Origin of the sequence: Virgisporangium ochraceum (genome assembly GCF_016863655.1) — a bacterium.
Classification (GTDB): domain Bacteria; phylum Actinomycetota; class Actinomycetes; order Mycobacteriales; family Micromonosporaceae; genus Virgisporangium; species Virgisporangium ochraceum.
Genome location: NZ_BOPH01000010.1, coordinates 1 through 20,950, shown reverse-complemented (window position 1 = coordinate 20,950; position 20,950 = coordinate 1). Strand labels below are relative to the sequence as shown.

General features: G+C 72.8%; 14 protein-coding genes and 1 pseudogene. 10 read left to right on the top strand and 5 right to left on the bottom strand.

The features are described from left to right. The first annotated feature begins 131 nt into the window (after positions 1 to 131). Both Voc01_RS03625 and Voc01_RS03620 read left to right on the top strand, forming a co-directional pair. Complete coding sequence (locus Voc01_RS03625) at positions 132 to 1,418, top strand: sensor histidine kinase (protein ID WP_203925803.1); 1,287 nt, start codon at positions 132 to 134, stop codon at positions 1,416 to 1,418. A gap of 26 nt (positions 1,419 to 1,444) precedes the next feature. Further along, a complete protein-coding gene (locus Voc01_RS03620) occupies positions 1,445 to 2,083 on the top strand; it encodes a response regulator transcription factor (RefSeq protein WP_203925898.1) in 639 nt (212 codons plus the stop codon). Here the strand turns inward: Voc01_RS03620 and Voc01_RS03615 are convergent. Both Voc01_RS03615 and Voc01_RS03610 read right to left on the bottom strand, forming a co-directional pair. Beyond that, positions 2,072 to 2,707, bottom strand: a complete 636-nt coding sequence (locus Voc01_RS03615) for a response regulator (RefSeq protein WP_203925802.1) — start codon at positions 2,705 to 2,707, stop codon at positions 2,072 to 2,074. The genes Voc01_RS03620 and Voc01_RS03615 overlap by 12 nt on opposite strands. After that, positions 2,704 to 3,843: a sensor histidine kinase gene (locus Voc01_RS03610; RefSeq protein WP_203925801.1), complete on the bottom strand. Its 1,140-nt coding sequence runs from the start codon at positions 3,841 to 3,843 to the stop codon at positions 2,704 to 2,706. The genes Voc01_RS03615 and Voc01_RS03610 overlap by 4 nt, the downstream gene beginning before the upstream one ends. Before the next feature lie 110 nt (positions 3,844 to 3,953). On the opposite strand from Voc01_RS03610, the gene Voc01_RS03605 reads away from it, so the two are divergent. Together Voc01_RS03605 and Voc01_RS03600 are read left to right on the top strand one after the other, a co-directional pair. Then, on the top strand, positions 3,954 to 4,637 hold the full coding sequence (locus Voc01_RS03605) for an ABC transporter ATP-binding protein (protein ID WP_203925800.1): 684 nt from the start codon (positions 3,954 to 3,956) through the stop codon (positions 4,635 to 4,637). Further along, positions 4,637 to 7,096, top strand: a complete 2,460-nt coding sequence (locus Voc01_RS03600; protein WP_203925799.1) for an ABC transporter permease — start codon at positions 4,637 to 4,639, stop codon at positions 7,094 to 7,096. The genes Voc01_RS03605 and Voc01_RS03600 overlap by 1 nt, the downstream gene beginning before the upstream one ends. Before the next feature lie 19 nt (positions 7,097 to 7,115). Here Voc01_RS03600 and Voc01_RS03595 read toward each other — a convergent pair whose 3' ends face one another. Next, positions 7,116 to 8,264 (bottom strand): phosphotransferase, encoded by a 1,149-nt coding sequence (locus tag Voc01_RS03595; RefSeq protein WP_203925798.1) that lies wholly within the window; start codon positions 8,262 to 8,264, stop codon positions 7,116 to 7,118. A gap of 261 nt (positions 8,265 to 8,525) precedes the next feature. On the opposite strand from Voc01_RS03595, the gene Voc01_RS03590 reads away from it, so the two are divergent. Beyond that, entirely contained in the window at positions 8,526 to 9,203 is a 678-nt protein-coding gene (locus Voc01_RS03590; RefSeq protein ID WP_203925797.1) for a hypothetical protein, read from the top strand. A 43-nt stretch (positions 9,204 to 9,246) separates the two neighbouring features. Here the strand turns inward: Voc01_RS03590 and Voc01_RS03585 are convergent, their stop codons facing one another. Then, positions 9,247 to 11,238, bottom strand: a complete 1,992-nt coding sequence (locus Voc01_RS03585) for a glycosyl hydrolase family 28-related protein (protein ID WP_203925796.1) — start codon at positions 11,236 to 11,238, stop codon at positions 9,247 to 9,249. A gap of 841 nt (positions 11,239 to 12,079) precedes the next feature. Here Voc01_RS03585 and Voc01_RS03580 point away from each other — a divergent pair. Further along, positions 12,080 to 13,339 carry an MFS transporter gene (locus Voc01_RS03580; protein WP_203925795.1) on the top strand — a complete coding sequence of 420 codons (1,260 nt, stop codon included), beginning with the start codon at positions 12,080 to 12,082 and terminating at the stop codon, positions 13,337 to 13,339. Here the strand turns inward: Voc01_RS03580 and argS are convergent. Further along, entirely contained in the window at positions 13,227 to 14,948 is a 1,722-nt protein-coding gene (gene argS / locus Voc01_RS03575) for an arginine--tRNA ligase (RefSeq protein ID WP_203925794.1), read from the bottom strand. The genes Voc01_RS03580 and argS overlap by 113 nt on opposite strands. Before the next feature lie 155 nt (positions 14,949 to 15,103). On the opposite strand from argS, the gene Voc01_RS03570 reads away from it, so the two are divergent. The 4 genes and pseudogenes from Voc01_RS03570 to Voc01_RS03555 all read left to right on the top strand — a co-directional run. Beyond that, positions 15,104 to 16,390, top strand: coding sequence for a hypothetical protein (locus Voc01_RS03570; protein WP_203925793.1), 1,287 nt, complete (start codon positions 15,104 to 15,106; stop codon positions 16,388 to 16,390). Positions 16,391 to 16,476: 86 nt separating this feature from the next. Next, positions 16,477 to 19,323 carry an AfsR/SARP family transcriptional regulator gene (locus Voc01_RS03565; RefSeq protein WP_239159930.1) on the top strand — a complete coding sequence of 949 codons (2,847 nt, stop codon included), beginning with the start codon at positions 16,477 to 16,479 and terminating at the stop codon, positions 19,321 to 19,323. A gap of 429 nt (positions 19,324 to 19,752) precedes the next feature. Continuing rightward, complete coding sequence (locus Voc01_RS03560) at positions 19,753 to 20,628, top strand: LLM class F420-dependent oxidoreductase (RefSeq protein ID WP_203925791.1); 876 nt, start codon at positions 19,753 to 19,755, stop codon at positions 20,626 to 20,628. 70 nt (positions 20,629 to 20,698) lie between these two features. Beyond that, positions 20,699 to 20,950 (top strand): annotated as a pseudogene (locus tag Voc01_RS03555) (hypothetical protein); the annotation flags it as partial.

The following is a 20,950-nucleotide window of genomic DNA, read 5'->3' as shown; positions in this document are numbered from 1 at the left end:
CCGAGCCGCCCGAGCCCGCGGACGGACCGGTGGGGTAGAGCATGCTCTACCCCACCGGTAGCGGGGGATCGACCCGGGAGCGACCGCTGCGGTCCATCGCGCCGGCGGCCGGGAGTTCGTAGCGTCAAGGCATGCTTCCCACATACCAACCGGCGACCGACACCGCCGCCGTGCCGCCGAGGCAGGCCACCCTGTGGCGGGCGATGGCCGGCAACCCGGTGCGGTTCCTGCTGTCGTCGTGGCCGTGGCGGAGCCTGGTCTACGTCGGTGGCACGCTGGTCAGCTGCGGTATGGCGTTCTTCGCCGCGCTGGTGCTGGGCACGTTCCCGCCGGCGCTGCTGCTGATCGGGCTGCCGGTCGGGGTGGTGGAGCGGTGGCGGCTGCGGATCATCGAGCGCAAGCCGGTCGCCGACCCGCACGTGCCGGTGCCCTTCGGCCTCGACTGGGTGCAGCGGCGCGTCACCGAGCCGGCGACCTGGCGCGAGCTCGTCTACGCGATCACGATGCTGCTCGCGATCAGCGTCATCGATCTGATCGCGCTGTCGGTGCTGGGCTTCTTCGTCCTGTTCCTGGTGATCCCGCTGGTCTACTTCGTCGACGGCGGCGTCATCGACGTCCAGGTGTTCGAGCGCACGTTCGACTCGATGGGCGAGCTGTTCCTGCTCGCCGGCGTCGTCGGCGTCCCGGGGACGGTCCTCACCCTGTACGGCATCGGGGTCCTCGCCGGAGCGCAGGCGGAGTACGCGAAGTGGCTCCTGGCACCGACCGACGCCGACCTGCAGAACCGGGTGAGGGAGCTGTCGCAGTCGCGGACCCGGCTGGTCGACGCGTTCGAGGCCGAGCGGCGACGCATCGAGCGCGACCTGCACGACGGCGCCCAGCAGCACCTCGTCCTCCTGACCATGAAGCTCGGCCTCGCGCAGGTCGAGCTGGCCGGGCAGAACACCCGGGCCGCGGCCCTGGTGGGTGAGGCGCACCAGCAGGCCCGGCTGGCACTGGCGTCGATGCGCGAGCACATCCGCGGCATCCACCCGCAGATCCTCACCGACTTCGGCCTAGTCGAGGCGGTGCGGGAGCTCGCCGAGCGGTGCCCGCTGGCCGTCGAGGTGGAGCTCATGCTGCCGGGCCGGCCGCCGACGCCGGTCGAGTCCGCCGCGTACTTCGTGATCTCGGAGGCGCTGACCAACGCCGTGCGGCACGCCGACGCCAGCCACGTGCAGGTCACCGGCGGGTTCGCCGAGGGCCGGCTGCTGGTCGCGGTGATCGACGACGGTCACGGCGGCGCCGACCCGACGCGGGGGACGGGACTGCGTGGGCTGGCCGACCGGGTCGCGGTGATGGATGGCACCCTGGAGATCAGCAGTCCGAAGGGTGGGCCCACGATGATCCGGATCGACCTTCCGTGTCACTTCCAGTAGAGAGGCTTCCGGGAGAGAAGCTCCGCATAGTGCTGGCCGAGGACTCGACGCTGATGCGTGCGGGCCTCGTCAGCCTGCTGGAGGGCCTCGGCCACTCCGTCGTGGCGGCCGTCGGCGACGGCGACGCGCTGGTCGCGGCCGCCCGCGAGCACCGCCCCGACCTGGTGATCACCGACGTCCGCATGCCGCCCGACTTCAAGGACGAGGGCCTGCGCGCCGCCGTGCGGCTCCGGGCCAGTGACTCCAGGGCCGCGGTGCTGGTGCTGTCGCAGTACGCGGCCACCGCCTACGCCGCCGAGCTGCTCGGCCCGACCGGCCAGGCCGGCGTCGGTTACCTCCTCAAGGACCGGGTCGGCGAGGTCGCCGACTTCGCCGACGTGGTGGCGCGGGTCGCCGCCGGCGACACGGTGATCGACCCCGACGTGGTGCGCCAGCTCCTGAGCCGCCAGCGCACCGCCAACCCGCTCGACCGCCTCACCCCGCGCGAGCGCGAGGTACTCGCCCAGATGGCCGAGGGACGCTCGAACCCGCAGGTGGCCCGCGTGCTCGGGATCAGCGACGCCGCCGTGGCCAAGCACATCGGCAACATCTTCATGAAGCTCGACCTGCCCGCCGAGGACGGCCACCGCCGCGTGCTCGCGGTCCTGAAGTACCTACGTTCCTGACTCGAACACGAGAATCGCGGCCTGCACCCGGTTCGTCACCCCGAGCTTGGCCAGCGACCGGCTGACGTGCGCCTTCACGGTGGCCTCGCTCATCTGCAGCTCCTTGGCGATGTCGGCGTTGGACAACCCGCGCGCGACCGCACGGACCACCTCCTCCTCCCGCCCGGTGAGCACCGTGAGCTGCTGGCGGGCCGTGGTGGCACGGGCCGGCCGCTGGTCGGCGTAGGACGAGATCAACCGCTTCGTGACCGTGGGCGCGAGCATCGCGTTGCCCGCGGCGACCGTGCGCACCGCTGCCGCGAGGTCGCGGGGCGGGGTGTCCTTGAGCAGGAAGCCCACGGCTCCGGCGCGCAGCGCCGCGTGCACGTACTCGTCCAGGTCGAACGTCGTGAGCATGATGACCTTCGCGACCGACGCGATCTGCCCGGCCGCGGCAATGCCGTCCATGACGGGCATGCGCACGTCCATCAGCACCACGTCGGGGCTGTGCCGGGCGACCGCGCGCACGGCGTCGGCGCCGTCGACCGCCTCGGCGACCACGGAGATGTCGCCGGCCGCCTCCAGGATCATCCGCAGGCCCGACCGCACGAGCGCCTCGTCGTCGACCACGATCACCCGGATCATTGCGGCAACCATGCCGAGACCAGGAACCCGCCGTCGAGGCGCCGACCGGCCTCGAACGCGCCGCCGAGCAGCTCCACCCGCTCGCGGAGCCCGGCGAGCCCGGTGCCACTGCCCGGCAGCGTGCCGGAGACGCCCGGCCCGTTGCGCACCGTCACCCCCAGCCCCTCGGGGAGGTACCGGACCACCACCGACGTCGACGCGTCGGCCGCGTGCTTGTGCACATTGGTGAGCGCCTCCTGCACCACGCGGTACGCCGTGCGCTCGACGGTGGCCGGGTACGTCCGCGGCTCGCCCTCGTCGTGGCGTACCAGCTCGATGCCCGCGGCCCGGCTCTGCTCCAGCAGTTCGTCGAGGTCGGACAGCGTGGGCAGCGGCGCCTGGCCGGTCTCGCCCGAGCGCAGGACGCCGAGCGCCGCCCGCAGCTCCACCAGCGCGTCGCGGCCCGTGGTGCGGATGAGCGTGGCCGCCGTCGCTGTCTCCTGGTCGGGTGCGTTCACCTCGATCGCGCCGGCGTACAGGACCATCAGCGAGACGCGGTGCGCGACCACGTCGTGCATCTCCCGCGCGATGCGGGCCCGCTCCTGCGCGCGGGCCTGCTCGCCGCGGGCCTGCTGCTCGCGCTCGGCCTGCGCGGCCCGCTCGACCAGCCCCGCGAACACCCGTCGGCGTTCACGCACCCACAGCCCCACCGCGGTGGGCAGCCCGACCACCAGCGCCGCCGACAGCGTCGCCCACATCGCGAACTCGATCCGGAACGGGTAGACCGTCAGGGCCGCGCCGAGGTAGCTGACGAACACGATGGTCGCGAAGCAGCCGAGCAGCACCCGCCGCCGGGCGACAGCGGCGTAGTAGGACGCGGTGAGCAGCCCGGCCCACGAGCCGAACGTCAGCCACGCCACCAGCCCGAACACGGAGACCGGCCACTGCCAACGGCGCGCTACCAGGGCGCCGATCGCGCATCCGGTGCCGACGACCCCGGCATACACGAGCGCCCACTGGCCGTACCGCTCGTCGAGCGTCGGCTGGTCGAGCAGGCCGGTCGGGCGGCCCGGTGCCAGGAACGAGAAGAACAGGACGGCGACCGCGAGCAGCGCCGGTACGGCGGCGCGCTCCCCGATGCGTCCCAGATCCTTCACGCGACCGAGCCTAAGCATGCCGACCCCGGCCGCGGTATTCGACCAAAGTTGAAGGCGGCCGTCGACCAAAGACCGACGCCGATCGACCCGGGTTCGGCCACGGTCGGATCATGACCACAACGACAACAGCGGTCGCCGTGCGGGTCGCCGGGCTCACCAAGGTGTACGGCGAGAGCGAGGCCCGGGTCGTCGCGCTCGACGACGTCGACGTCGAGTTCGCCCGGGGCCGGTTCACCGCGATCATGGGACCGTCGGGCTCCGGCAAGTCGACGCTGATGCACTGCGCCGCCGGCCTCGACCGTCCGACGAGCGGCCGGATCTGGCTGGGTGACACCGAGGTGTCGGTGCTGCCCGAGAAGGCGCTCACCGCGCTGCGGCGCGACCGGGTGGGGTTCGTGTTCCAGGCGTTCAACCTGCTGCCCACGCTCAACGCGCTGGAGAACATCACGCTGCCGCTCGACCTGGCCGGGCGGAAGCCCGACCCCGAGGTGCTGGACCTGATCGTCGACGCGCTCGGCGTCCAAGATCGGCTGAACCACCGGCCGGCGCAACTCTCCGGCGGCCAGCAGCAGCGCGTGGCCTGTGCCCGGGCCCTGATCACGCGGCCCGACGTGGTGTTCGCCGACGAGCCCACCGGCGCGCTCGACTCGGCGTCGTCCGCCGGCGTGCTCGCGTTCCTGCGGCGCAGCGTCGACGAGTTGGGACAGACCGTGATCATGGTGACGCACGACCCGGCCGCCGCCCGCTACGCCGACGACGTGGTCACGCTCGCCGACGGACGGGTGGTGCGCTGATGCTCCGCGCGATGCTGCGTGACCTCGCCGCCCACAAGGGCCGGCTGGCGATGATGCTGGCCGCGATCGTGCTCGGGGTCGGCTTCATGGTCGCCACCTGGGTCATCGCCGACTCCACCGCCCGCAGCGCCGCCGGCGCCCCGGCACGCACCGACGTCGACGTCGCGGTGCAGGCGCGCGAACCCGACGCCCGGTTCACGGCCGACGACCGGAACCGGCTGGCCGCCCTGCCCGGCGTCGAACGGGCCAGCGGCGTGTACGCGGCCCACGCCGCGCTGGTCGCCGCCGACGGCAAGCTCGCCGGCGTCTGGCCCGACCGCGCCGGCACCAACTGGGACCCGTCGCAGCGCTTCACGGTCACCTCGGGGCGTGGCCCGGAGCGGGCCGACGAGGTGGCGCTCGGCGCGGCCGAGGCCGATGCGGCCGGCCTGCGAGTGGGCGACTCCGCCCGCGTGATCCTCGGCGACGGCGCGTCGCGCCGGTTCACGGTCGTGGGCCTGTTCACCTATCGCGGGCTGGGCGCCGAGCCGGCGCCGTCGCTGGCGTTCGTCGACGCGCCGGCCCTGTTCGGCAACGCGTTCGACCGGGTGGAGCTCGTCGCCGCGACCGGCACGGGCCAGGCGGCGCTCGCCGACGCGGCCGCCGCCGCCATCGGTGGCGACCGGGGTGACGCGGAGCGCGGGCGGGCCGTGCGCACCGGCGCCGAACTCGCCGACGAGCGCGACGACCTGGCCGCCGACAACGCCCGTTCGGTCCGCGAGGTCATGCTGGCGTTCGCCGCGGTGGCGCTGCTGGCCGGCATGTTCGTCATCGCCAACACGTTCACGATGCTGGTGACCCAGCGCACCCGGCAGTACGCGCTGCTCCGCGCGGTCGGCGCGAGCCGGCGCCAGGTGCGCCGGGCGGTGCTCGCCGAGGCGGGCGTCATCGGCACGGTCGGGTCGGCGATCGGTGCCGCGGTCGGTGTGGGACTCGGCATGCTGGCGATGGCGGCGTTCGGGTCGGAGACGGCGACGGTCGTCTACTCGGTGTCGCCGGTCGGCGTCGGAGCCGGGTTCACCGCGGGGGTCGTGGTGACGCTCGTGTCGGCGTGGGGGTCGGCGCGGCGGGGTGCGGCGGTGCCGCCGGTCGCTGCGCTGCGGTCCGACGCGACGATCCCGCGCCGGGCGTTGCGGGTGCGGCTGGTGGTGGGGCTGGCGCTGTTCGCCGCCGGTGTGGCGCTGGTGGCGGCCCACTCCGGGACGCGGCTCGACGAGACCGACCGGGTGCTGTCGGTTCTCGGTGCCCTGGTGGCGTGGGTCGGCCTGCTGGTGCTGGCGCCGTTGATGGCGGCGGCCGTCCTCCGTCCACTGTCGAGGGTCGTGACCCGCGGGCCGGCGCTCCGGTTGGCGGTGCGCAACGCCGTCCGCGATCCGCGCCGCACGGCGGCCACCGCGTCGTCGCTCGTGGTGGGACTGGCGTTGGTGACCGCCTTCGCGGTCGTGGGTACGGGGTTCGGCGCCGTGGCCGGAGACGCCATCCGGGGGCTGGTTCCCGCGTCCACCACGGTCGTGGAGCCCGCGCTCGACGGCGCGCGCCTGTCGGCGGACGTGCCGGCGACGGTGGCCGCGACGCCCGGCGTGACCGCGTCGCTCGCCGTGCCCCGCGGCTGGGCCGACTGGGACCACGGCGGCATCAGCGTGAGCGCCGTCGACCCGGCCGCCCTGGCCGCGACCCTCCACCTGCCGATCGAGCGTGGCTCGAGTGACCTGGGACAAGGCGTGGTGCTCCTGCGCTGGTACGCCGACCAGTTCCACGTGGAACCGGGCGATCGCGTGACGCTGCGGTTCAGCGACACGGAGTCCCGCGAGGTGACCGTCGCCGGCGTCTACTCGGGCTGGGAGGCGCAGCCCGGCCTGTTCATCGACCGCGCGCTGGTACCGGAGAAGTACCGGGGCGACGTCGAGGCCGTGTACGCCACGGGCTCCCGCGCCGCCCTCGAAGAGGCCTTCCGCGACCGGCCCGACATCCTGGTCAGCGACCGCGACGAGGTGGTCTCCCGGTTGGTGCGGGGCTTCGAGCTCGTGCTGTCGGTCATCTATGCGCTGTTCGGCGCCGCCCTGGTGATCGCGGTGTTCGGCGTCGTGAACACGCTCGCGTTGTCGGTGCTCGAACGCACCCGCGAGATCGGGGTGCTCCGCGCGGTGGGTGCCGGGCAGGCGTTCGTCCGGCGGGCCGTGCGGCTGGAGAGCATCGTGATCACGGGATACGGCGGGCTGCTCGGCGTGCTGGTCGGGCTGGCGCTGGGCGGGGTGCTCCAGCACGTCATGCTCGCCCGGGAGCTGTGGTTGATCGACGTCCCGGTACCGCTGGTGCTGGTGAGCCTGGTGGGGATGGTGCTCGTGGGAGTGGTCGCGGCGGTGTGGCCGGCCCGGCGGGCCGCCCGGTCGGACATCCTCGCGGCGGTGGCCGCCGAGTAGGCCACACCGCCGACCCCGCCTACCCCCTCGCCACCGCGAGCAGCGTCTCGAACGCGGCCCTGTCCGGAAGGTGGGTCAGCAGATGCGCCACGCTCCGCCCGTCGTACTCGTCGCCCGTGCTCAGGGCCAACTCGACCTGACCGGCCACGTAGTTCGCCAGGCTCGTCGCGGTGCCCCGGAACATCGCCTCCGACACCGGTGGCAGGCCACCGGCCACCTCCGCGTACCCGTCCAGCAGCGCACGGGCGCCCACCTCGTTGACCCCGCCGTTCGGGTCGACGGCCCAGTGGCTCAGTGCCTCGCCGAGCTCCCAGCTCGGCGGCTGGCCGGCCGCGTGCTCCCAGCCGGTGACCACCAGCGTGTCCGACCGGCCGAGCCGCACGTTGCCGGGGATCAGCGAGTTGTGCACGAACACCGGTGGCTCCGGATCACCCTCCATTGTGGACAGCTGGTCGAGGTTGGCGAGGGTGTCGGACGCGGCCTCGATCAGGGGCGCCCACGCGGGTGCCTTCTCAGCGAGGTCGGCCCAGCCGAGCGGGTTGAGGCGAACGGAGTGCCAGCCGCAGATCCGGTCGGCCGGCAGCCGCAGGCCGTGCACGGTCGCCAGGATCCGGCCGACGGCGGCGCACGACACGGCACCGACCGGCGCCGACAGCGGTGGACCGGAGTGCGGCCACTCGTGCACCCGCCACCGGTTGCCCTGGATCTCCTCGACCACGAGACCGGAGCCGCTGCGGACGGGCCGCGGCAGCACGACACCGGCGGTGGCGGCCGCCTCCTGGAGGGCGACGTCGGGCTCGCCGTCGGTGGGTGGGTAGACGCCGTCGACCGTGCGTACCGCCCATCGCCCAGTGGCCGTGTCGAGCGCCCACCGGCGTCCCATCTCGTCGGGACGGGCGAGCGACCGCATCGCGCCGGTGACCGCGCCGAGGTCGAAGCGTTCGGCAATCGCCCGCGCCAGCGCGGGATCGGCGACGTCGGCCGCGCCCTGGAGGCGGTCGACCTCGGCCTTCAGGGCAGGCCAGCCGTGGAACCCGTACTGCGCGGCCAGCGTCGCCTGGGCGTCGGCCAGCGTCGCCGCGGGGTTGCTGTCGCGCAGGCCGGCGAGCAGATCCTTCGCCTGGCGACGCAGGTGCTCGAGGTTGGGGTTGTCGGGGAGCGTTTTCACGAGAGACACACCTCGTTCGTGCCCGGACTCGCACGGGCGCACGACTCACAGCGGGGATGGCTTCGAGCCTTCCGGCGAGTCGCGGCGCGCACCCAACGCACTAGAACGACCCTAACCCTCCTGTCAAGCAACGTATTAACGGGTTGCGGACAGTTGCTAGGTTTCCGGCCGTTGAATCGACACGCGTCCACACGAGGGGGAACTGAACGGATGCGGAAGACGCTGGTCTGTCGCCGGGGGAGGCGACAGAAACTGACGGCCATGGCGTTGATACTCGCGGTAGCCGCCACTACCGGGTGTACACCGGGCCGGAAGAAGCGCGGGTCCCGGTCGGGTGACAGCGACGCGGCGGCCGCGGCGGGGGGACCGAACCGGCAGCAGTCGTCGCCGACACCGAAGGCGTCGGACCTGAAGGAGAAGATCCGCACGGCGGTGATTCCCGTGAACGGTCTGGTGAGCATCGGCGGGCCGGCACAGACGGAGGAGGCCGACGACGAGGACCTGTTCCAGCTGAGCCGGGTCTGCGACGCGGAGCTTCCCACCGACGAGATCGGTGAGAACCACGGCTTCGAGCGCAGCTGGAAGAACGACAGGTACTGGGTGAACAACCTCGTCACCGGCAACGAAGCGGTCACCGCCGCGGAGGCGATCGCCGCGGTGAAGACAGCGGCCGCTTCGTGCAGGACCTACACGACCGACGGCACGCAGTACACGATCGCCGGTCCGATGCAACTCGGAACGCTGCCCGGCGTCGAGGTGTCGTACGCCTGGACCGAGCGTTCGGCCAAGGGCAACACCAAGGGCGCGGTCTGCGAAGCCTTCATCGGCAAGGGGCGGATCGTCAGCTGGGTCACGGTAGTGGCGTCCACAATGGACGGTGCCACCGGCAACTGCAAGCAGATCGTGAAGATCGCGGCCCAGCAACTCGCCAGGGTATGAGGACCGAGCTGGGCCCGTCACGGGGCGGGCCCAGCTCGTCACATCACCAGGGAGACGGCGGCGGCGGGGCGACCACCGGGGGGCGGTCGTCGCACGTGATCGTGTTGGGCAGCATCCACGGCGCCAACCAGCCACCGTCGTTGCCGCCCCGGTCGGTCAGGGAGAACTCCGACCCGGTCGGCGGGAAGTTGAACGACCCGCAGTTGTTCACGCCGACCGCGCCGACGTTCCGGGCATCGACGTTCCCGAAGCTCGCGCTTCCACGAACCCGCGCGCTCACCACCGACGTGCCCGTGCCGTCGACCCGGGTGTCGCGGAAGTTCACGTTGGTGATGGCGTACAGGTCCTTCACCGGCCAGTCGCTCACCAGCATGATGGCGTTGTAGGTGCTGTCGAGGAAGTGGTTGCCGACCACCTGGATGTCGGCCTCGATGCTGCGGTCGAGCGCGTAGAACCAGATGGCGCCCAGCCCGAGGTTCCAGTTCAGGTCGAGGCCGCCGGCCCGCACGGTGGTGTTGTTCGTGAACCACAGGTGCCCGGTGAAGGCCTCGGCGCCGAAGCGCGAGCCGGCGTGCAGGCCGCTTCCCTCCCGTAGCGGGTCGGCCACGAGGTTGTTCGACACCGTGTTGTCGTGCCCGCCGTAGATGGCGATGCCGTTCGCGAGCGTGGGTGTCTGCACGGTGTTGCGGTCGAAGACGTTGCCGGAGTTCGTCTCGTTCTCGGCCCACATCGCGAGCCCGTCGTCGCCGGTGTTGCGCACGAAGTTGTTGCGCACCACCGAGTTCGTCACGCCGGTGTGGAAGTTGAGCGCGTCGGCGATCTGGTCGACGATGATGTTGTTCGTGACGCGGAGGTTCGTCATCGGACCGTCGAACCACATGCCCACCTTGGTGTGGCGGATGTGCAGCCCGTCGATCGTCGAGTCGCTCATCGCCCCGCCGATGCCGTTCACCTGGTCGATGTCGATGCGCTCACGCACGTCACCTTCGATGGAGAACCCGGACAGGTGGACGTTCGAGGATCCGCCGTCCTCCGCCCACTTCCCGTAGAAGCCGACCCCGGTATGGGTGGAGCCGTCCTCGGCCGGCGTGTCCAGCGCCACCTCGCTTCCCTTGATGACGGTGTACCAGTTGCCGGCGCCCTCGATCGTGACGTCGTCGACGATGATGTGCCGGTTCACCTGGTACGTGCCCGGCGGCACGTACACCGTCAGCCCGGTGCGGTGCGCGAACGCGATCGCGCGGTCGAAGGCGTCCGCCGAGTCCTTGCGGCCGCTGGGGTCGGCGCCGAAGAAGAGCACATTGGACGCGATGAGCCGCACCCGCGGCAACCCGACGAGGTGGGTGTCCAGCAGGTCGACCACCGTGTACGCCGCGTTTGTGGACGCCGGCGCCGTGAGCCGGATCCGGTCGCCGGCCTTGTACGTGCGGTCGAGCCACATGCGCTGCTCGTCGTAGAAGTGCATCGGCCGGAACGGCTTGGCGAACACCGGCGCCGGCGTGGTCTGGGCGGGCACGCAGGCGCACTCGGCGACCCACCAGTCGGGATGCAACAGGTCGGCGTTCGGGTCGTTGGTGAACTGGTACTGGTTGTAGAGCCAGGCGTACTGCGAGGTCAGCGTCATCGTGCGCCGGGCCTTGCCGTTCACCGTGACGTCGAGCGGCGCGGTGATGCCCCCGCCGCTCGGCGCGTCGGGCAACGCGTACCGCACGGTGATCGCGTTGGTGGCGGCCGGCAGCACGAACTCGACATACTGCCCGGCCTCGAGTCGCACGGCCTTCCGGCCGGACGCCTCGGCCGGCAGTGTGTAGGCGGCCCGTGACGGGCCGATCACCGTGCCGTTGGTGGTGGCGTTCTCGGCTTCCTGCTCGAGGAAGTCGACGGCGGCACCCCGTCCGGCGACGAGTGCCGGATCGAGCGCCGCGCGGGTCACGACGGGCGTGGCCGCCGGGGCGGCGGAGGCCTGCTGCGCGGGGACGACGAGGAGGGAGAGGCCGAGGACGGCCGTGGTGAGGGCGGATCTGCTGCGAGGCATCGCAATCCCTTGCGAAGTGGGGTGGCGGGTGAGGTGACCATAGGCGCGCCGTGACCAACCCCACAAGCACTCGTCCAAACTTTCCGAGAAGCTGTCCACTTCTTGCGCCGACGCGCAGTCCTCCTCCCGCGAACGCGGCCGCCTGCCACGGACGCGATGCCCGTGGTGCCCAAGCCCTGACTCGCGTGTGGCGCCCTTGCCCGCGCCTGCCATGCCAGCTGGCAAGCCGCCCGCTGCCCGCCGCCTACTGCCTGCCGCGCCTGCCTGCCGGCTGCGCTGCGTGCCGCGCCCGCCACCTTCCTGCCGCGCTACCTGCCGCGTCCGCTGCCTGTCCCCGCCCCTTGCTGCGGTGCCGCCGCCCTGCGTCGCGAGAAGCCCTTCCGTCGATCTTGCAGTTGTGGCCGCACCTTTATACGGATTTGTACGGCTTATCGGCGGCCATAACTGCAAGATCGACGAGGAGATGAGCCGGCGGGCGGCGAAGAGCGGCCTTCGGCGGTGAGAGGTGGTAGGACCGGCGGGCGACCGGCCGTGGCGTGGAGGCCGGGGTCCACGCCGGGCAGCCCACCACGGCGAGGAGGTGCCAGGGTCCGCGGCGGGCGGCCTGCCACGGCGAACGGCCCACCGCGGCGAGGAGGCACCACATCCACGGCGAGCGGCCCCTACCGCGAGGAGGCACCCGGCACCGCCAGGAGGCGGCCGGAAAACGCTGTCCCCTCCCCGCCCTCCTCGGATACCCTCGCGCCATGACCTGGCGATGTTGATCTAGCCCCGCAACACCCCGCGCTCCGCCGCGGGCGTCGCTTGTTCGACGTCCGTTGGTTTCGGGTGGGAAGGGTCCATGGTCAACACATCTCGGCGGATCGCCGCCGCGCTCTACGCTTACTCGCTTCTGGACGATCTTGTCCTGCTCTACCCGGTTTACGCCCTGCTGTTCGCCGGCACCGGGCTCTCGGTCTGGCAGATCACCTCGCTGTTCATCATCTGGTCGGGTAGCAGCCTCGTGCTGGAGGTGCCCTCGGGCATCTGGGCCGACACGGTGTCGCGGCGGCTGCTGCTCATCGCCGGTCCGCTGCTCACGGTCGTCGCGTTCGCGTCCTGGGTGGCGTTTCCGTCCTACTGGGTGTTCGCGCTCGGCTTCCTGCTCTGGGGCCTCAAGGGCGCGCTCGCGTCCGGCGCCCTGGAGGCGCTCGTCTACGAGGAGCTCGAACGCGTCGGCGCGGAAGACCGCTACGGCACGATCATGGGCCGCGCCTCCGCCGCCGGCACCATCGGCGTCGTGCTCGCGATGGCGCTCGCCGCACCCGCGCTCGCGTTCGGCGGTTACGCCGCCGTCGGGGTCGCCAGCGCCGTCGTGAGCCTGCTCACCGCGGCGGTCGCGGCCGTCTTCCCCGAACATCGCAAACCCATCGGAGACGCACGTGAGGGCGGCTCTTTCACCGGACTGCTTCGCGCCGGCACGTTGGAGGTGAAGCGGGTCCCGGCGGTGCGGTCCGCGGTGGTGACCGTCGCGGTGGTGGCGGCGATCTGGGGTGCGCTGGAGGAGTACACGCCCCTGCTGATCCTGGGCACCGGGGTGCCGGTCGCGGGCGTGCCGCTGTTCGAGCTGCTCGTCTGGGCGGGCGTGGCCGCCGGCGGCCTGCTCACCGGACGCGCCGAGACGCTCGGCCGGGTCGGGTTCGGCGCGCTGCTGGCGGCCTCGGCCGCGGTGCTCGCGGCAGCCGCACTGATCCGCCATCCCGCCGCGATGGTGGCGGTGGCGGTGGCGTTCGGCGGGTTCCAGCTCGCCACGGTGCTCGCCGATGTCCGGCTCCAGCACGCGATCACCGGCCCGGCCCGCGCCACGGTGACGTCGCTCGCCGGCATGACGACCGACGTCGGAACGATCGCCGTCTACGGCTGCTACGCCGTGCTGGCGACCGCGGCGGGGCACCAGGGCGCGTTCGCGCTGCTGTGCATCCCGTACCTGGTGCTCGCCGTGCGGTTGGTCAGAGGCGGTCGGGCGACTCGATCCCCAGCAGTTCCAGGCCCGCCCGCAGCGTCCGAGCCGTCAGGAGACACAGTGCCAGCCGGTTCTCCCGCACCGGTGCAGGAGCCGTGAGCACCGGACACCTCTCGAAGAACGCCGTGAAGCTCTGTGCCAACCGGAAGAGGTACCCGCACAGCCGGTGCGGTTCCAGCGTCTGTCCGACCTCTTCCACGGCGTCGGCGAACCCGTCGAGGTCGAGGATCAGCAGCCGCTCGGCCGCCTCCAGCGGAAGGCCGGTGTCGATGGCACCGTCGGCGCCGGCCTTCCGCAGGATCGACCGTGCCCGGACGTGCGCGTACTGGAGGTAGACGCTCGTGTTCCCGGTCAGGGACAGCATCCGGGCCGGGTCGTACACGTAGTCACGGGTGCGGCTGGTGGCGAGGTCGGCGTACTTGAGTGCGCCGATGCCCACCTGCCTCGCCCGCTCCGCCAGAACCCCGGCGTCGACCTCTGGATTCTTGGTGTCGATGACCTTCCGCGCGCCGGCGACGGCCTCGTCGATGAGGTCGGTGAACAGGGCGTTGCCGCCGTACCGGGTCTTGAACGGCCGCCCGCCCGGCCCGAGCATCAGCCCGAACCGCACGTGCTCCACCGCCACCCCGTCCGGGACCCACCCGGCCCGCCGCGCGGTCTCGAAGACCATGCGGAAGTGCAGCGCCTGCCGCGCGTCGACGACGTACAGCACCCGGTCGGCGTGCAGGTCGGTCACCCGGTACCGCACCGCGGCCAGGTCGGTGGCCGCGTATCCGTAGCCGCCGTCGCTCTTCCGCACGATCAGCGGTACCGGATCGCCGTCGGGGCCGCGGACGTCGTCGAAGAAGACGCACACCGCGCCGTCGCTCACGGTCGCCACACCCAGCGCGAGCAGGTCTTCGGCGACGCCGGCGAGCATCGGGTTGTAGAAGCTCTCTCCGGCCACGTCGCCCGGTTCGAGCAGCACGCCGAGCCGGTCGTACACGTCGGTGAAGTACCTCGTGGACTCCGCGACGATGTCGCGCCACGCGGTCACCGTCTCCGGGTCACCGGCCTGCAGCGCGACCACCCGCCGCCGCGACCGTTCGACGAACGCCGGGTCGGCCTCGAACCGGGCCCGCGCGGCCCGGTACAGCGCCGACAGCCGCGAGATGCCCGCCGGCTCGTCACCGACGGCGTCACCGAAGAGGTACTCGATCAGCATCCCGAACTGGGTGCCCCAGTCGCCGATGTGGTTCTGCCGCACCACGGTGCCGCCGAGGTGGCCCAGGACCCGCGCCAACGCGTCACCGATGATCGTCGACCGCAGGTGCCCGACGTGCATCTCCTTCGCGATGTTCGGCTGCGAGTAGTCGATCACCGTGACCCGGCCGGTGTCGGACAGCGGCACGCCCAGCCGGTCGTCGGCCAGCCGCGCCGCGGCCTGCGTGAGCAGGGCCCGGTCGGTGAACGTGAGGTTGATGAACCCGGGACCGGCGACGCTGCTCGCGGCGAGCACCGGCTCACCGGCGAGGCCGGCGGCCACCGCGACGGCCAGCTCGCGCGGGTTGCGGCCCAGCGCCCTGCCGGCCGCGAGCACCCCGTCGGCCTGGAAGTCGGCGTGCGCCGACCGGCGCACCTGCGGGTCGAACGTGAGCTCGGGAGCGGCGGCTGAAAACCGCTCAGCGATCCGACCGGCGAGCAGCGACGAAAGAGATGACACCAGCATGGGAGGCTCCGCAACGAAAGATTCCGACAAAGACCGGAAGGCCTCGCACGCCCAGCTTCAGAACCGGGGCGCGGGCCGTGTCAACGTCGTCGGAGCCGCAATGCCATCAGGCCCACCACTATACGGGACCCGGTCGTTGCCGCGACAATTTCGCCGTGCGCACTGATGACGTCCATGCTGCGTTCCGGATGCGACTCCTCGAACCGGTGGCCACGCTGTGCGCGGAGGCCGGGGTGCCGGTGAGCGGCGGGTCGTTCCGGCCGGCGGCGCCCGACGCGACCGGCGCGCCGCAGACACCGGTCGCGGCGCTGCGCTGCACGGCCGAGGACGACTCGTGGGACGCCGTGGTGACGGCCGTGCGCGGACACCGGCGGGCCGGCGGCGGCGGATACGCGCGTGACCCGCGCACCGGCTACGACCTCGACTCGCCCGGCGACCTCGTCTTCGAGGTGCAGATCCGGGAGGACGACGACGGCCTCGGCGGGCACGGCCCGCGTCCCATCGTGGTGTTCCGGCTCTTCGAGCAGGCCCGCGCGGCCGCCGACGAGCTGATCCTCTGGCACCGCCGGGCCGGCCTGTTCACCGTCGACCCGCCCGTGGAGGACCCGAAGGCGCGGCTGCGCCGCGAGCGACGGCGGTTCGAGCACCGCCGGGCCGCGGCCGAGTCGGCGCGGGTGCGGGTCGCGGAGGTGCCGGCGCAGTTCGCCGCGGCGGCCGCGGCCATCGACCCGTCGGCACTGTGCTTCCACTTCCCCCGCGACCGCAACGGCCGGTACCTGCGCAGCGCCGTGGTGGCGCTGGCCCGTGACCCCGGCGTACGGCCCCACCTGCGCACCCGGTGGCTCACCGCGCGGGCGCACGGCCCGGACCTGCTGGTCGGCGCGGCCGACCTGATCTCCGCCAACCAGCCGCACCGGTGGGACCTGACCCCGTGGCTGTGGCGCCGGGACCACGCCGGCACCGGACCGACGAACCGCTGGCAGGTCGAGCACCCCGACGACGTCGCCCCGGTGGTCGACGCGATGCGCCGTTCGGCCTGGCCCGACGCGTTCGACGCGGCCGGGGTGCGGGTCGAGCCCGACCTGCTGCGGATCCTGGCCGGCGTGCCGCACCGGCACTTCCGGGCCGAGGTCACCGGCACGTGGGTCACCAACCTCTACACCGGGTTCACCGACCTGGCGCCGTGGCGACTGGGCGCGGCCTACCGCGCCTGGCACGACGAGCGCACCCGGCACGGGCTGACCACCCGCGACCCGGTCGTGCTCTTCGGGCTCGGCGGCCTCGGCACGGCCCGCAAGCCCAAGGTGGCGCTGGGCACCGAGGCCGGCCAGCCGCTGCTGCGGTTGACCTACACCGGCGGCAACGCGGTGCTGCCGCACGCACTGTGGACCGTGCCGGCCGACCTCGCCGCGCACCTGTACGGATTCGTCGCCGCTCAATGAGCCGCCCATGAGCCGCTCAACGAGCCGCCCATGAGCCGCCCATGCGCCGCTCAACGAGCCGCCCGATGAGAAGATAAGCGGTGCTCATGTTCGCCGTGCTCGGTCCGTTGCGGGTTCACCTCGACGGCGAGCCGGTGTCCCTCGGCGCGAAGAAGCAGCGCACGGTCCTCGCGCTCCTCGTCGCCCGCGCCAACCGGACCGTCGGCCTCGACGACCTCATCGACGAGGTGTGGCCCGACGACCCGCCCGAGTCGGCGGTCGCGAACGTGCGCACCTACGCCGCCAACCTGCGCCGGGCGTTCGCCGCGGCCGGCTCGCCGGACGTCATCGTCCGCAGCGGCGACGGCTACCAGCTGACCCTCGACCCGCCCACCTGCGACGCGCTGGTGTTCGACGACCTGCGGCAGCGGGCCGCCGACGCGCGGGCCGGCGGCGACCTGGCCGGCAGCGCCCGGCTGCTGGAGGAGGCCGGCCGGCTGTGGCGCGGGTCGGCGCTGGCTGGTGTCGCGGCGGGTACGCGGCTGCGTGCCTACGCGGCGGCGCTCGACGAGGCGCAGCTCGCGACCGTCGAGGAGCTGGCCGAGGTGCGGGTCGACCTGGGCGCGGCGGCCGCCGCCCTGCCGGCGCTGCGGGAGCTGGTCACCGCGCATCCGTTGCGGGAACGGGCGCAGGCGCTGCTCATGCGCGCGCTGCACCGGCAGGGTGACGTGGCGGCGGCGCTGCGGGTCTACACCGAGGCCCGGGCCGCGCTGGTGGAGCACCTCGGGGTGGAGCCGGGTCCCGTGCTGCGGGCGGCGCAACGCGAGATCCTCGCCGCGACCGCCGCCGAGCCCCCGGACCCCGGGCCGAAGGAGCCCGCGCCCGCTCCTGTCAGGCCCGCGCAGCTGCCCGGTGACCTGCCCGCGTTCACCGGGCGCGCGGGTCACCTGCGTCAGCTCGACGAGGCGCTCGCCGCGTCCCGTAACGGTCCTTCCCCGGCGGTGCTGATCACCGCGATCGCCGGCACCGCCGGCGTCGGCAAGACGGCGCTGGCCGTGCACTGGGCGCACCGCATCCGCGAGTCGTTCCCCGACGGTCAGCTGTACGTGAACCTGCGCGGGTTCGACCCGAGCGGCTCACCGGTCGGTGCGGCCGAGGCGCTGCGCGGGTTCCTCGACGCGCTCGGGGTGGCCGCCGAGCGGGTTCCGCCGGACCTCGCCGAGCGGGCCGCCCTGTACCGCAGCCTGCTCGCCGACCGGCGGCTGCTGGTGGTGCTCGACAACGCCCGCGATGCCGGGCAGGTGCGTCCGCTGCTGCCCGGGTCGTCGTCGCTCGCGGTGGTGACCAGCCGGTCGGACCTCGCCGGGCTGGTCGTCAGCGAGGGTGCGCTGCCGGTGGTCCTCGACGTGCTGCCGGCGCACGAGGCGCACGCGTTGCTGGTCCGGCGGATGGGTGCGCGGCGGCTGGCCGCCGAGCCGGAGGCCGCACGGGAGATCGTGACCCGGTGCGCCCGGCTTCCGCTGGCGCTCGCGGTGGTCGCCGCCCGGGCGGTGCTGCGGCCCGACCTGCCGCTCGCGACGATCGCCGCCGACCTGCGGGAGGCGATGCGGCCCGACCCGTCGCGCTCGGCCGACCTCGCTCCGTTCCGGCAGGCCGACCCGGCGACCGACCTGCGGTCGGTGTTCGCCAGCTCGTACCGGGCGCTCGACCCGGTGCCGGCCCGCGTCTTCCGGCTGATCGGCCTCACGCCCGGGCCCGACATCGGGCTGCCGGCGGTGGCGAGCCTGGCCGGCTACCCGCTCGACCGGGCCCGCGCGGCACTCGACGCGCTGGTGGCGGCGAACCTGGTGGTGGCGTTGCCGTGGGGCCGGTTCGGCCTGCACGACCTGCTCCGCGCGTACGCCCGCGAGCAGGTCGGCGCCGGTGAGGCGGAGCCGGCGCTGCGGCGCCTGGTCGACCACTACACGCACGTGGCCGACGCCGGTTCGCGGCTGCTCCACAGCCGGCGCGGCCACGAACCGCTGCCCGATCCCGTACCCGGTGTGGTGCCACCGGCCCTCGCCGACGCGGCGGACGCGCTGCGCTGGTTCGCTCACGAGCGTCCACTGCTGGTCGACGCCGTACGCACGGCGGCCCGGAGCCGGCCGGCGCGGGCCGCGTGGGACCTGGCCCTGGCGATGTACGTGTTCTTCTACCGGCAGGGCTACCTCGACCAGGCCGTCGACGCGTTGCGGGCGGCGCTGGGCGCGGCCCGCGGTGCCGGGGACCGCACCGCGGAGGCCCAGGTCCGCCGGGCGCTGGCGGGCATGTACGTGCGGTTGGGACGCGTCGGCGAGGCCGGCGACGAGCTGAGGCTCACCGCGGAGCTGTTCGAGGCGGTCGGCGACCGGTTGGAGCGGGCGCACACCCAGGGGACGCTCGCGCAGCTGAACTACTCGACCGGCGAGTTCGACCGGGCGCTGGAGTTCTCCGAGTCGGCGCGGGAGCTGTACCGGGAGGTGGGTCACCGCAACGGCGAGGCGCGCACCCTGAACGCGATCGGCTGGATCCACGCCCAACGCGGCGACTTCGAGAAGGCGCTGGTGTTCTGCACCGGCGCCCTGGACCTGCACCAGGCCGGCGACGACCGCGTCGACGCCGCCCACGCCTGGGACAGCCTCGGCTACGTGCAGCACCAGCTGGGCCGCTTCGCCGACGCGGTGGCGAGCTTCGAGGAGGCGCTGCTGCGGTTCCGCGAGTCGGGCGACCGCTACGAGGAGGCGTCGACGCTGGAGAACCTGGGCGCCGCCCAGGCCGACGCCGGCGACGTGACCGCCGCGGCCGACGCGTGGCGCCGGGCCGCGACGATCCTCGACGACCTCGGCCACCCGGCGGCCGCCACGCTGAGGGACAGGTTGGCCAACCTCCCGCAGCCGACCACCCCCGTTGCTAGCTCCGGGTCGGCTGCACCATGAAGCTAACCGATGCGTCGGGCCCGACCCGATAGGTTTCATACAGTTCCGTCGCAGGCGCTCGGCGACGTGTCCGACGACCCGCCGGCTGTACCGCGGTTCGAGAGGCGAGTGACAGCCGTCCGCGACGTCCGACAGTGCATCGGGCAGTTCCCGCCGCCACCGCACCCTGTGCCGGGCGGTCAGCGTTGCCGGCGACCTGGCCGGTGTGGTGCGGCGCGCGGCGACGGCCCGATCAGCCATCCGACCGCGCCGTCGAGGTCGCGGCCGGGCGATGCCCGCCAGCACGGCTGCCCACAGCTGCGCGTCGCGCCGGGGGTGCCGGTCGCCCTGGGAAGGGCCGGCTGTGCCCTGTGGACAACTTGTCCACAGGTGGTTGGAGTGCATACCAAGTGACCTGGGCTTTCGGGCACCAGGAGCAGAATCGACGGCATGAAGCTAGGCGTGCACTACTGGAACTACTCGACGCCCGCCGAGCCGGCCGCGATCGCGCCGACGCTCGCCGAGACGGCACACATCGTCGAGGAGGCGGGGGTCTCCTCGTTCACGGTCATGGACCACTTCTTCCAGATGGAGGGGATGGCCGACGTCGACGAGCCGATGCTCGAGGGCTACACGACGTTGGGTTACGTGGCGGCGAAGACCGACAGGATGACGCTGGGCCTGATGGTGACCGGCGTGATGTACCGGCACCCGGGCCTGCTGGCGAAGATCGTCACCACGCTCGACGTCCTCTCGGGTGGGCGGGCGAGGCTCGGCATCGGCGCCTCCTGGTACGAGCGGGAGCAGCGGGGACTCGGCGTGCCGGTGGTGCCGGTCGCCGAGCGGTTCGAGCGGTTGGAGGAGACGCTGCAGATCTGCCTGCAGATGTGGAGCGACGACAACGGCCCGTTCAAGGGCCGGCACTACGACCTCGCCGAGACCCGCAACTACCCGCCGGCCCTGAGCACGCCGCGGCCGAAGATCCTCATCGGCGGTGGCGGCGAGAAGAAGACGCTGCGGCTGGTGGCGAAGTACGCCGACGCGTGCAACGTGTTCGGGGGCATCGACACCGCCGACGTGGAGCACAAGCTCGACGTTCTCCGCAGCCACTGCGAGGCCGAGGGCCGCGACTACGACACGATCGAGAAGACCGTGCTGATCACGCAGCCGGCCCTCGCCGACGTCGACGCGTGGCTCACGGCGGCCGAGGCCTACGCCCGCCTGGGCGTGTCCGAGGTGCAGACGATGCCCGACCGGCACCCGGTCGAGTTCGCCAACGGCGTCGCGGAGCAGGTCATGCCGAGGCTGCGGGACATAGGCAAGTAGCGCTCCGTCAAGCCCCCGGAGTGCCGCGTGGCCCAACCCACGCAGCGCGACGCCCCCCGCTGCGCCGATCTTGCAGTTGTGGCCTCCCCAAAAACATGACATTTCCGCAAATGGGGGCGGCCACAAGTGCAAGATCGACGCGGGCCTCGGCGACGGCGCACGCCTCGGCGACGGCGCAGGCCACGGCGACGGCGCACGCCACGGCGACGGCGCACGCCTTGGCGACGGCGAGACCGTGGGCGGCGCGGCCGGTCCACGACCTGACATCGCGCTACTGGTCGGACGCGCTGTCTTCGCGGGGTTCGGGTGGCTGTTGATCGTT

Excerpts from the sequence above, each read along its gene's own strand:
- Voc01_RS03605 (WP_203925800.1), top strand. The coding sequence starts at position 3,954 with ATGACCACAACGACAACAGCGGTCGCCGTGCGGGTCGCCGGGCTCACC.
- Voc01_RS03600 (WP_203925799.1), top strand. The coding sequence starts at position 4,637 with ATGCTCCGCGCGATGCTGCGTGACCTCGCCGCCCACAAGGGCCGGCTG.
- Voc01_RS03580 (WP_203925795.1), top strand. The coding sequence starts at position 12,080 with ATGGTCAACACATCTCGGCGGATCGCCGCCGCGCTCTACGCTTACTCG.
- Voc01_RS03615 (WP_203925802.1), bottom strand. The coding sequence starts at position 2,707 with ATGATCCGGGTGATCGTGGTCGACGACGAGGCGCTCGTGCGGTCGGGC.
- Voc01_RS03625 (WP_203925803.1), top strand. The coding sequence starts at position 132 with ATGCTTCCCACATACCAACCGGCGACCGACACCGCCGCCGTGCCGCCG.
- Voc01_RS03565 (WP_239159930.1), top strand. The coding sequence starts at position 16,477 with ATGTTCGCCGTGCTCGGTCCGTTGCGGGTTCACCTCGACGGCGAGCCG.
- argS (WP_203925794.1), bottom strand. The coding sequence starts at position 14,948 with ATGCTGGTGTCATCTCTTTCGTCGCTGCTCGCCGGTCGGATCGCTGAG.
- Voc01_RS03560 (WP_203925791.1), top strand. The coding sequence starts at position 19,753 with ATGAAGCTAGGCGTGCACTACTGGAACTACTCGACGCCCGCCGAGCCG.
- Voc01_RS03585 (WP_203925796.1), bottom strand. The coding sequence starts at position 11,238 with ATGCCTCGCAGCAGATCCGCCCTCACCACGGCCGTCCTCGGCCTCTCC.
- Voc01_RS03590 (WP_203925797.1), top strand. The coding sequence starts at position 8,526 with ATGGCGTTGATACTCGCGGTAGCCGCCACTACCGGGTGTACACCGGGC.